Source organism: Thermochromatium tepidum ATCC 43061 (genome assembly GCF_009664085.1).
In the GTDB taxonomy this organism is placed as follows: domain Bacteria; phylum Pseudomonadota; class Gammaproteobacteria; order Chromatiales; family Chromatiaceae; genus Thermochromatium; species Thermochromatium tepidum.
The window spans coordinates 1,422,707-1,434,019 of sequence record NZ_CP039268.1; the positions used below are offsets into that span (position 1 = coordinate 1,422,707).

The 11,313-nt window shown below is 64.0% G+C and carries 7 protein-coding genes and 2 tRNA genes; 6 read left to right on the forward strand and 3 right to left on the reverse strand.

From position 1 onward, the window contains the following. Nucleotides 1-53: 53 nt before the first annotated feature. On the forward strand, nt 54-1,268 hold the full coding sequence (locus E6P07_RS06535; protein ID WP_153974865.1) for a sensor histidine kinase: 1,215 nt from the start codon (nt 54-56) through the stop codon (nt 1,266-1,268). Here E6P07_RS06535 and tsaD read toward each other — a convergent pair. Then, the gene (gene tsaD, locus E6P07_RS06540; RefSeq protein ID WP_153974866.1) at nt 1,265-2,311 is read right to left on the reverse strand and encodes a tRNA (adenosine(37)-N6)-threonylcarbamoyltransferase complex transferase subunit TsaD; all 1,047 of its coding nucleotides are present in this window, start codon (nt 2,309-2,311) and stop codon (nt 1,265-1,267) included. The genes E6P07_RS06535 and tsaD overlap by 4 nt on opposite strands. Nucleotides 2,312-2,468: 157 nt before the next feature. On the opposite strand from tsaD, the gene rpsU reads away from it, so the two are divergent. The 5 genes from rpsU (at nt 2,469) to E6P07_RS06565 (ending at nt 7,161) form a co-directional block, all read left to right on the forward strand. Next, the gene (gene rpsU, locus E6P07_RS06545; RefSeq protein ID WP_153974867.1) at nt 2,469-2,684 is read left to right on the forward strand and encodes a 30S ribosomal protein S21; all 216 of its coding nucleotides are present in this window, start codon (nt 2,469-2,471) and stop codon (nt 2,682-2,684) included. A gap of 97 nt (nt 2,685-2,781) precedes the next feature. After that, nucleotides 2,782-3,225 carry a GatB/YqeY domain-containing protein gene (locus tag E6P07_RS06550; protein ID WP_153976165.1) on the forward strand — a complete coding sequence of 148 codons (444 nt, stop codon included), beginning with the start codon at nt 2,782-2,784 and terminating at the stop codon, nt 3,223-3,225. A gap of 21 nt (nt 3,226-3,246) precedes the next feature. Further along, on the forward strand, nt 3,247-4,980 hold the full coding sequence (gene dnaG / locus E6P07_RS06555) for a DNA primase (RefSeq protein ID WP_153974868.1): 1,734 nt from the start codon (nt 3,247-3,249) through the stop codon (nt 4,978-4,980). A 187-nt stretch (nt 4,981-5,167) separates the two neighbouring features. Beyond that, complete coding sequence (gene rpoD / locus E6P07_RS06560) at nt 5,168-7,039, forward strand: RNA polymerase sigma factor RpoD (protein WP_153974869.1); 1,872 nt, start codon at nt 5,168-5,170, stop codon at nt 7,037-7,039. 46 nt (nt 7,040-7,085) lie between these two features. Beyond that, nucleotides 7,086-7,161 (forward strand) — tRNA-Ile (locus E6P07_RS06565). A 122-nt stretch (nt 7,162-7,283) separates the two neighbouring features. On the opposite strand, the gene E6P07_RS06570 is transcribed toward E6P07_RS06565, so the two are convergent. Both E6P07_RS06570 and purL read right to left on the reverse strand, forming a co-directional pair. After that, nucleotides 7,284-7,358, reverse strand: a tRNA-Val gene (locus E6P07_RS06570). A gap of 61 nt (nt 7,359-7,419) precedes the next feature. After that, nucleotides 7,420-11,313: a phosphoribosylformylglycinamidine synthase gene (purL, locus tag E6P07_RS06575; RefSeq protein ID WP_153974870.1), complete on the reverse strand. Its 3,894-nt coding sequence runs from the start codon at nt 11,311-11,313 to the stop codon at nt 7,420-7,422.

Below are 11,313 nucleotides of genomic sequence, written 5' to 3' on the forward strand. Positions count from 1 at the left end.
GGGAGGTGCGGTTCGGACATTGGCCAGATTTTCTCGGACATTGATGAGCGGCCATGAACGATTCGGTCCCGAAGTCGGCCCCAGACGCGATCCACCCACACGATGGACTGGATCAACTGGTGGTCAGCAGTCATCTCCATCGCTCGGTGCTCGACGCCTTGCCGGCACAGATCGCCGTGCTCGATCAGGAGGCCCGGTTGCTCGCGGTCAACCGCGCCTGGCGTGCCTTTTCGGCTGAACAGGGCCGCGACGATCACGTCTGGAAAGACAGCGATCCCCGAACGCTCGCTGCCTGCCGCTGGTCGGGCGAGCAACCGGATGCGATCGCGCTCACGGCGGCCCGCGGCATTGAGGATGTCATCCAAGGCCGCCGCCTCTGTTTTAGTATCGAGTATCCCTGTCACACGGCGCAGCGCCAGTGCTGGCTGCTGATGCGCGCCTTCCCCTTGCAGGGCGAGCAAGAAGGCGCCGTCGTTACCTATCTGGACATCACCGAGCGCCGGCTGGCCGAGGAGGAGGCGCGGCGCGCGCGCGACGCCCTGGCCCGGGTGGCACGGCTCGATGCCGTCGGCGTACTGGCCTCCTCGCTCGTCCATGAACTGCTCCAGCCGCTGAGCGCGGCCGGTTTCTATTGTAGCGCCGCCGGTCAGCTCGCCAAGGGACCGTCCGCCGACCCAAGGCGTCTGCTGGAGGTCATTCGGTGCATCGACGATCAGGTCCATCGCGCGGGTGACATCATGGAACGTCTGCGCGCCTTTCTGCGTGGACTCAAGGTCCATCGGGTGCGGGTGCCGGTCGACCAGGTGCTCAAGCGCGCCCTGGATCTGGTGCGCTGGTTTGCCAACGACCGTCAGGTAAGACTGGAGCTGATCGCACCTGGAGAACTGCCCGAGATCGAGGGCGATCCGGTGCAGATCGAGCAGGTGTTGGTCAATCTGATCTGCAACGCGGTGCAGGCGATCGACATGAGCGGATGCGTCCAGCGCGAGGTGCGTATCGAAGTCGTGCCCGGTCTGGGTGAAATCGAATTCATCGTGCGCGACACCGGACCTGGCCTGCCGCCTGGGCGACAGGCCGCCATCTTTGACATCTTCGAATCGAACACTGAGGCAGGGCTAGGGTTGGGTCTGGCGATCAGTCGCGCGATTGCCGAGGACCACGGCGGACGGCTCTGGGCCGAACCAGCACCGACTGAGGGCGCAGTCTTCCATTTCACCCTCCCCACGGCCTGGGACGAGGACTCCAATGACTCAAACCCACCGGTCTAGGGCGCAGCACCCCTGCCCACGATCGGCGCTAATTCCTCCATCGGCCAGCGCGCACGCGGCTTGAAAGCGAGCGGCTCGGTCTGGCCAGCCAGCAATCGCTGACAGCCCGCAAAGGCGATCATGGCCCCGTTGTCGGTGCAGAACGCCGGGCGCGGATAGTAGGTCTGGCCACCCTCAGCGGCGATGGCCTGATTCATGCGTTCACGCAGACGGCGGTTGGCGCTTACACCGCCGACGAGGACGAGCCGCTCTCGCCCGGTCTCGCGCAGGGCACGCCGGCACTTGATCACCAGGGTGTCGACTACCGCCTCCTCGAAGGCGCGTGCGATGTCGGCGCGGGTCTGCTCGGGGTCAGCAGCCTGGGGCAGCTCCGTCTGCAGGGCGTTTAACGTAAAGGTCTTGAGCCCACTGAAGCTAAACTCCAACCCCGGACGGTCGGTCATGGGTCGGGGGAAACGGAAGCGCTCAGGATCGCCATGCTCAGCCAGCCGCGCCAGCTCGGGTCCGCCCGGATAGGGGAGGCCGAGGATCTTGGCCGTCTTGTCGAACGCCTCGCCCGCCGCGTCGTCAACCGACTCGCCCAGGATGCGATAATGCCCGATACCAAGCACATCGACCAACTGGGTGTGTCCGCCCGAGACTAAGAGCGCCACGAAGGGGAACGCGGGCGCTGGTTCTTCCAGGAGCGGCGCCAGCAGATGCCCCTCCAGGTGATGCACCCCGATCGCAGGGACCTTCCAGGCCCAGGCCAGCGCACGCCCGAGCGCCGAACCGACCAGCAGCGCCCCGATCAGACCCGGACCGGCGGTGTAGGCCACGCCGTCGATGTGCGTGCGTCTGAGTCCGGACTCGTCGAGCACCTGACGGATCAGCGGCAGGGTCTTGCGGATATGGTCGCGCGAGGCCAGCTCCGGCACCACGCCGCCGTATTCGGCATGGATCTCGACCTGGCTGTAGACGGCCTGCGCTAGCAGTCCGCGCCCGTGTTCGTACACGGCAATCCCAGTCTCGTCGCACGAGGTCTCGATTCCCAACACTCGCATCGTCATTTAAGCCCCGCAAGGCGCCTGAAGTCCAAAAAATCCGAAGAATCTTTGCATCATAGCCTTTGCGCGGACGATCGACCATGCGCTAGAATCTGGGATCTTTTTACCTCGACCTTATCCATCAACCGGAAACAGACTTTAAGGAATTTCTGCTATGCCCAGCGTTCGCGTCAAAGAAAACGAGCCATTTGAGGTTGCCATGCGGCGTTTCAAGCGTTCCTGCGAGAAGGCAGGGGTGCTTGCCGAGGTCCGTCGGCGTGAGTTCTACGAGAAGCCGACCTCCGAGCGCAAGCGCAAGAAGGCCGCCGCCATCAAACGTCATCAGAAGAAACTCCAGCGCGAAGCCCGTCGTTGGGAACGACCGTACTGAGTCCGGCGTGCCCAGTGAGTGGTCGATATGTTTCGTGGCCTAGTCATTCCCTTTAGACCTTTCAAGATCGAACCCCGCGAAGTACTGACCCATGGGTATGCTCAAGTCGCGCATTCAGGATGACATGAAGACCGCCATGAAGGCGGGAGACAAGCCCAGGCTCGGCGTGATCCGGCTGATACTGGCCGCCATCAAGCAACGCGAGGTCGACGAGCGCATCGAACTCGACGACACCCAGACGCTGGCCGTGCTCGACAAGATGGTCAAGCAGCGGCGCGACTCGATTGGCCAGTACGAGCGTGCCGGGCGCGAGGATCTGGCTGAGGTCGAGCGCTTCGAGATCGGGGTCATCCAGGGCTACCTACCCGCCGCGCTGACTGAGGCCGAGATCGCCGCCCTGGTCGAGGAGGCCGTCGCCGCCTCCGGTGCTGCCACCCTGAGCGACATGGGCAAGGTGATGAACCTGCTGCGTCCCCGGGTTCAGGGCCGCGCCGACATGGGCGCCGTCAGCGCCCTCGTCAAGCAGCGCCTCGGAGGCTAGACCGCGCCGCGCGTGCCTTGCATGGCCGGACGTATCCCGCCCGAATTCATCGATCAGCTGCTCGCGCGAACCGATATCGTCGAACTCATCGGCTCGCGCCTCCAGTTACGCAAGGCCGGGCGCGAATTTCAGGCCCGCTGTCCCTTCCACGACGAAAAGACCCCATCCTTCAGCGTCAGTCCCGACAAGCAGTTCTACCACTGCTTCGGCTGCGGCGCGCACGGCACCGCCATCGGCTTTCTGATGGCGTACGACCATCTCTCCTTCCGCGAGGCAGTGGAGGAACTGGCCGAACGTGCCGGATTGGAGATCCCAAGCGACGGCACTCCGATGCAGAGTGCGCCGGATCATGGGCCGCTCTATCGGCTGATGGAGGACGTGGCACTCTATTACCGCCGCCAACTGCGCGAACATCCTCAAGCCCAGGATGCCCTTGAGTATCTCAAGGGACGCGGTCTGACCGGCGAGATCGCGGCACGCTTTGGTCTCGGTTATGCACCGGCGCATGGCAATCCTGTGCTCACCCAGTTCGGGCAAGACGCCGCAGCGCGTGTCAGACTCCAGACCGTCGGCCTGATCTCCGAGCAAGACGGACGACCCTACGACAAGTTCCGCAACCGCGTGATGTTCCCGATCCGCGACCGGCGCGGGCGTGTCATCGGCTTTGGTGGGCGTGTGCTCGGCAACGGCAAGCCCAAATATCTCAACTCACCCGAGACGCCGATCTTCCACAAGGGTCACGAGCTCTACGGACTGTATGAGGCCCAGCGCGCCAATCGCACATTTGACACCCTGATCGTGGTCGAGGGCTATCTCGACGTCGTCGCCCTGGCGCAGTTCGGGATCACCAATGCCGTAGCTACGCTCGGCACCGCGACTACGCCCGAGCATCTCAAGCAGTTGTTCAAGTGCGCGCCGGACATCGTCTTTTGCTTTGACGGCGACCAAGCCGGACGCGCGGGGGCGTGGAAGGCGCTGGAGACCGCCCTCCCCCAAGCGACCGGACATCAGGCGATCCGCTTTCTGTTCCTGCCCGAGGGCGATGATCCGGATACCCTGGTGCGTCGTGAAGGGGCCGAAGGCTTTCGATCACGCCTAAAGCAGGCCCAACCCTTGTCCGATTTTCTCTTCGAGCATCTGCGCGAATCCATGGACACCACCACACTGGACGGACGCGCGCGCTTCGCCAGCCGGATCCAACCCCACATCGAACGTCTGCCCAATGGGCTCTATCGTGACCTACTGATCAAACGACTCGCCGATTTTACCGGCGTGCCAACGCTCAAGTCGGCTGCTGAGCACCGCCCTCGGCCCAGGGCGCGGCCTGCCAAGCCCGCGCGCCCAAGTCTGGTCGCCCAGGCCATTGCACTGCTCCTCGACCGCCCCGACCTGGCACCCCAGGCGTTGACGATCAGTGACGACTGGCGCCGCTCGACCCAGCGCGGCGTCGACATCCTGATCCGACTGCTCGATCGGCTCAGTCAGGCACCTGAGCTCACCAAAGCCCAACTCCTGGAAGGCTGGCGCGAGCATCCCTATTTTGGCGCTCTACAACGCTTGAGCGTGCATCCCTTTTTGCAAGACATCGGTGCCGAGGGTGCCGCTGCCGAGCTGACAGGCGCCATCGAACGGCTGAGCAATGAGGTGCGCGAGCACGAATGGCGCCAATTGCTCAACAAACGCAGTCCGAGCGAATGGACACCAGAGGAGCGCGCCCGACTCGCCCGGAGCCTCAAAAAACGGGCGCCTGACTAGCTTTTTTAGCGAGATCGTCTATCTATTCTTTGGTCAGCCTCCAAGAAGCGGATGGGGTCCACCCGACCATCTTGCACAAGACCCACCGAGGCCGGCTATCCTCCTCTCTACATAAGAGAGAATATCGTGCTAGAATGCATGGTTTTCCTTTGAGCCGACTTTGGCAGTATCCAGATCAAGGTACCTCATGGATCAAGAACAGCAGCAGTCTCAACTGAAACAACTGATCGCCAAGGGCAAGGAACAAGGTTATCTGACCTACACCGAGGTCAATGACCATCTCCCCCCCGGCATCGTTGAGACTGAACAAATCGAAGACATCATCAGGATGATTAACGACATGGGCATCCTGGTCCAGGAAACCGCCCCGGATGTCGTCGATCACACCCTGAGCGACAGTGCCGTTTCCGACGATGAGGCCGCCGAGGCCGCCGCCGCCGCGCTGGCCAGCGTTGACAGCGAGTTCGGACGCACCACAGATCCGGTGCGCATGTACATGCGCGAGATGGGCACGGTGGAGCTTCTGACCCGCGAAGGCGAGCTCCAGATCGCCAAGCGCATCGAGGATGGACTCAATCAAGTGCTCGATGCCCTCTCTGTCTATCCGCGCTCGATCGAGAAGCTCATCGAGATCTTCGACCGCGTCGATCGCGAAGAGACTCGTCTGACCGATGTCATCTCCGGCTTCAACGACGAGCCCATCGAACCGGCAGACCCAGCCGCAACCAACATTCAGTCCAGCGTCTTGGCCGAGACCGAGACCGACAAGACCGATCTAGAGATCGAGGCCGCCGATATCGACGGCGACGATGACGACGATGGCGCCACCGTCGAGGTCGACACCGGTCCCGACCCAGAGGACGCCGCGCGCCGTGCCAACCTGCTCCGCGAGCGCTATCAGACCCTGAAAGCCGCGCTTGAGGCCTATGGTCGTGACGATGAGCGTTCGCGGGCTGCGATGCAGGCCGTCTCCGAGGTTTTCCTCCAGTTTAAACTGGTCACGCCCGTCTTCCAGGAGCTGGCCGAGATCCTGCGCGCCACCATCGAGCGCATCCGGACCCAAGAACGCGCCATCATGAACCTGTGCGTCGAGCAGGCGGGCATGGATCGCACCGAGTTCATCGAGACCTTCCCCAGCAACGAGACCAATCCAGAGTGGATCGACCGCCTGATCGCCAGCGGGCGGCCGTTCAGCGCGCGTCTCAAGGAACTGGCGCCCGATATCCAGCGGGCCCAGCGCCGACTTCAGGAGATCGAACGCGAGAACATCCTCACCATCAGCGAGATCAAGGACGTCAACCGCAAGATGTCGATCGGTGAGGCCAAGGCCAGACGCGCCAAGAAGGAGATGGTCGAGGCCAATCTGCGGCTTGTCATCTCCATTGCCAAGAAATACACCAATCGCGGGCTGCAATTCCTGGACCTGATCCAGGAAGGCAACATCGGTCTGATGAAGGCGGTCGACAAGTTCGAATACCGGCGCGGCTACAAGTTCTCGACCTATGCCACCTGGTGGATCCGCCAGGCCATCACCCGCTCGATCGCCGATCAGGCGCGCACCATCCGCATCCCGGTGCACATGATCGAGACGATCAACAAGCTCAACCGCATCTCGCGCCAGATGATCCAGGAGATGGGCCGCGAGGCCACGCCGGAAGAGCTGGCTGCCCGGATGGACATGCCCGAGGACAAGGTGCGCAAGGTGCTGAAGATCGCCAAAGAGCCGATCTCGATGGAGACCCCGATCGGCGACGACGAGGATTCGCATCTGGGCGACTTCATCGAGGACTCGGGCGTGATCTCGCCGCTCGACTCGGCGACCGCCGAGGGCTTGCGCGAGGCGACGCAGAATATGCTCGCGAGCCTTACCGCGCGCGAGGCCAAGGTGCTGCGGATGCGCTTCGGCATCGACATGAACACCGATCACACACTGGAGGAGGTCGGCAAGCAGTTCGATGTCACCCGCGAACGCATCCGTCAGATCGAGGCCAAGGCGCTGCGCAAGCTGCGTCATCCGACGCGATCAGAGAAGCTGCGCAGCTTCCTCGACAACGATTGATCGGACTTGGCGCCAGGGAAGGCGCAACAATCTGTTACTGGTCTTGGGGCCGTTAGCACAGCGGTGAGTGCGGGGGACTCATAATCCCTTGGTCGTAGGTTCGAATCCTACACGGCCCACCAAAAAACAACGGCTTAGATGGTCTCCCGTCTAAGCCGTGTTCTTTGGTGCGCCCGGTGGGGGCGCAGTCTTGGAAGGTGTCGGCCTGGCGACCAGGCTAGGGCGCTAACCGCTTGACCTGAAATGGTGGGCGCAGGTGGGATCGAACCACCGACCCCTGCCGTGTGAAAGCAGTGCTCTCCCGCTGAGCTATGCGCCCAAATGAGGGTCGGATGATAGCCGGATCAGCAGGGCCTGGCAAGCCCCGCCGTGCCCCCCAATCAGCCAACCCAGACCCGGGCATTCCGGAACAGCCGCATCCAGGGACCGTCCTGTCCCCAATCGTCCGGGTGCCAGGAGTGTTGGACCGTCCGAAAGACGCGTTCGGGATGCGGCATCAGGATGGTGACCCGCCCATCGGTGGTGGTCAGTCCAGCGATGCCGTTGGGCGAGCCGTTGGGATTGGCCGGATAGCGTTCGGCGACCCGTCCGTCGTTCTCGACATAGCGCACCACTACCCAGGGTTCGGCCGTTGCCAGATGGTCTGGGTCGCGGAACTCTGCCCGACCCTCGCCATGGGCCACAGCGATCGGCATCCGCGACCCGGCCATACCGGTCAGCAGGACCGATGGGGTCGGTTCAACCCGGACCATCAGGGTGCGCGCCTCGAACTGTTCTGAGCGGTTACGCACGAAACGCGGCCAGTGATCCGCCCCCGGGATCAGCTCGCGCAGATTGGAGAGCATCTGACAGCCGTTGCAGACCCCGAACGCAAAGGTGTCAGTCCGCGCGAAGAAGGCCTGGAACTGATCACGGGCGCGGCTGTTGAACAGGATGGTCTTGGCCCAGCCCTCGCCCGCACCCAGGACGTCGCCATAGGAAAAGCCACCACAGGCCACTAGCCCGCAGAAGTTAGCCAGGTCCACCCGTCCGGCGATGATATCGGACAGATGGACATCGACACAGGCGAAGCCGGCGGCATGGAAGGCGGCGGCCATCTCGATCTGACCATTGACCCCCTGCTCGCGCAGGATAGCGAGCGGCGGACGCACCCCCCGCTCGATATAGGGCATGGCGATGTCATCCTCGGGATCGAAGGTCAGGACCGCATTCAGACCTGGATCGGGCTCTGAGATCCGGGCGAAGGCCTCGGCCGCGCACTCGGGATCGTCGCGCTGCGACTGGATGCGATAGCTGGTTTCCGACCACAGCCGTTGGAGCTCGGCGCGCCCGGCCTGAAACAGGGTGTGACAACGATGACAGATACGGATCTGATCGCTGTCGTCGAGCAGCCCGATCACCGGGCTGAACTCGGCCAGACCCTGATACTCGAGGATCTGGAGCACGTCGTCGGTATCGGTATGGCGGACCTGGATGACCGCGCCAAGCTCCTCGTTGAACAGGGCAGCGAATGGATCCGGACCGAGCGCGGCTAGATCGATATCCACTCCACAGCGCCCGGCGAAGGCCATCTCGCACAGGGTCGCGAGCAGTCCACCATCCGAGCGATCATGATAGGCGAGGATCAGGCCCTCGGCACGCAATTCCTGAAGCGCGGAGAAGAAGCGCTTGAGCAGCTCAGGGTCATCGAGGTCCGGCGGTTCGCTGCCGAGTTGGTTGTAGACCTGGGCCAGGGCCGACCCGCCCAGCCGATTCCGACCGCAACCAAGATCGATCAGGATCAGATCCGTGTCACCCTGGTCGGCGCGCAGCTGAGGGGTCAGGGTGTTGCGCACGTCGGCGACCGGGGCGAAGGCCGAAACGATCAAGGACAAGGGCGCCGCCATCTCGCGTCGCTCGCCCTCGGGCGTGGTCCAGACCGTCTTCATGCTTAGCGAATCTTTACCGACCGGGATGGCGATCCCAAGCGCGGGGCAGAGCTCGAGTGCAACGGCACGCACGGTGTCGTACAGCCGCGCGTCCTCGCCCGGGTGCCCGGCGGCGGCCATCCAGTTGGCCGAGAGCTTGATGTCGCCCAGTTGCTCGATGTCGGCGGCGAGGATGTTGGTGATCGCCTCGGCGACCGCCATCCGTCCCGAGGCCGGGGCATCGAGCAGCGCCAGCGGGGTGCGCTCGCCGATGGCCATGGCCTCGCCGGTATAGCCGCGAAAATCGCTCAGGGTTAGGGCGCAGTCGGCGACTGGGACCTGCCAGGGGCCGACCATCTGATCGCGTGCAACCAAGCCGGTGATGCTGCGATCACCGATGGTGATGAGGAAGCCCTTGTCGGCGACCGTCGGCAGACGCAGTACGCGCCTGATGGCCTCGCCCAGTTCGAGGCCGCGGGTATCGAAGGGTGCCCGGGGTGACGACAGACGCTCGACCATGCGACGCAGCCGCGGCGGCTTACCCAAGAGCAGCGCGAGCGGCAGGTCGATCGGACGCTCAGCGCGCGCGGCATCTTCGAGCACTAGATGTTCGGCCTCAGTCGCCGTGCCGACCACGGCATAGGGGCAGCGCTCGCGCGCACAGATCGCCTTGAATTCGTCCAACCGCTCGGCGGCGACCGCCAGCACATAGCGTTCCTGCGACTCGTTGCACCAGAGTTCCATCGGCGACAGCGAGGGATCGGCGCTCGGGATCGCGGCCAGATCGAAGCGTCCGCCACGTCCGCCGTCGTGCACCAGCTCGGGCAGGGCATTGGACAGTCCGCCCGCGCCGACATCGTGGATGAACAGGATCGGGTTGTCCTCGCCGCGCGCCCAGCAGCGGTCGATGACCTCCTGACAGCGTCGCTGCATCTCGGGGTTGGCGCGCTGCACCGAGGCGAAATCCAGATCTTCGTCCGAGGCACCCGAGGCCAGGCTGGAGGCCGCACCGCCGCCGAGACCGATCAGCATCGCCGGTCCACCGAGCACGACCAGGGGTGTGCCTGCCGGGAAGGGAGGCTTCTCGACATGCTCATCGCGGATGTTGCCCAGACCGCCGGCGAGCATGATCGGTTTGTGATAGCCACGCAGTTCTTGACTCCCGTCCGGGCCTGGGATCGCCTGCTCGTAGGTGCGGAAGTAGCCGCACAGATTGGGCCTTCCAAATTCGTTGTTGAAGGACGCTGCACCGATCGGGCCCTCGAGCATGATCTCGAGCGCCGAGGCGATGCGCCCCGGCCTCCCGTAATCGACCTCCCAGGGTTGCTCGAAGCCGGGGAGGCGCAGGTTAGACACCGAGAATCCGCACAGACCGGCCTTGGGCTTGGCCCCGCGACCGGTCGCCGCCTCGTCGCGGATCTCACCGCCGGCACCCGTGGCCGCACCCGGATCCGGGGCGATGGCGGTCGGGTGATTGTGGGTCTCGACCTTCATCAGGAGATGGATGGGCTCCTCAGATTCGCCATAGACGCCGGTCTCGGGACAGGGGATGAGGCGCCGCCCCTCCCAACCCTGGATCACCGCGGCATTGTCCTGGTAGGCCGAGAGCACACCTGCGGGCGAGCGCTCGGTGGTATGGCGGATCATGGCAAACAGCGAATGGGTCTGCGGCTCGCCGTCGATCACCCAGTCGGCATTGAAGATCTTGTGCCGACAGTGCTCGGAATTGGCCTGGGCAAACATCATCAGCTCGACATCGGTCGGATTGCGTCCGAGTGCGCTGAAGTTCGCGACCAGATAGTCGATCTCGTCGCCGGAGAGGGCCAGACCCAGTTCGCGATCGGCTGACTCGAGCGCGGCACGTCCGCCGCCGAGGATATCGATCCGGTTGAGCGGACGCGGCTCGGCGGCGGCAAAGAGTTGGCTGGCTGCATCCAGGTCGAAGCAGACCACCTGGGTCATGCGGTCGTAGAGCAGGGGCAGCGCAGCCTCAAGCACCTGGTCTGCAAGCTCGGTCGATGCGCCGGTCAGGTAATAGACGATGCCGCGCTCCAGGCGGAGGATCGCCTGCAGACCGCAGTTATGGGCGATATCGGTCGCCTTGGACGACCAGGGCGAGATGGTCCCTGGTCGCGGCATCACCAGCACCAAGCGCCCCCTAGGCGCCTGGACCGGCAGGCTCGGACCATAGCGCAATAGCGACTCCAGGATCGCGCGCGCCTTGGCATCGAGTTCAGCCCTCAGCTGAGCGAAATGCACATGCTCGGCATAGGGTTGGATGGAGACGCCGGTCAGACGGCTCAGCCGGTCGGCGAGTCGCTTGAGACGGAGTTCAGAGAAGGCGGGCGCGCCACGGAGGACAAGCAT

What these genes read in the sequence shown, in the direction of transcription:
- E6P07_RS06535 (WP_153974865.1), top strand. Translation starts at nt 54, where the DNA reads ATGAACGATTCGGTCCCGAAGTCGGCCCCAGACGCGATCCACCCACAC.
- tsaD (WP_153974866.1), bottom strand. Translation starts at nt 2,311, where the DNA reads ATGCGAGTGTTGGGAATCGAGACCTCGTGCGACGAGACTGGGATTGCC.
- rpsU (WP_153974867.1), top strand. Translation starts at nt 2,469, where the DNA reads ATGCCCAGCGTTCGCGTCAAAGAAAACGAGCCATTTGAGGTTGCCATG.
- E6P07_RS06550 (WP_153976165.1), top strand. Translation starts at nt 2,782, where the DNA reads ATGCTCAAGTCGCGCATTCAGGATGACATGAAGACCGCCATGAAGGCG.
- dnaG (WP_153974868.1), top strand. Translation starts at nt 3,247, where the DNA reads ATGGCCGGACGTATCCCGCCCGAATTCATCGATCAGCTGCTCGCGCGA.
- rpoD (WP_153974869.1), top strand. Translation starts at nt 5,168, where the DNA reads ATGGATCAAGAACAGCAGCAGTCTCAACTGAAACAACTGATCGCCAAG.
- purL (WP_153974870.1), bottom strand. Translation starts at nt 11,313, where the DNA reads ATGCTTGTCCTCCGTGGCGCGCCCGCCTTCTCTGAACTCCGTCTCAAG.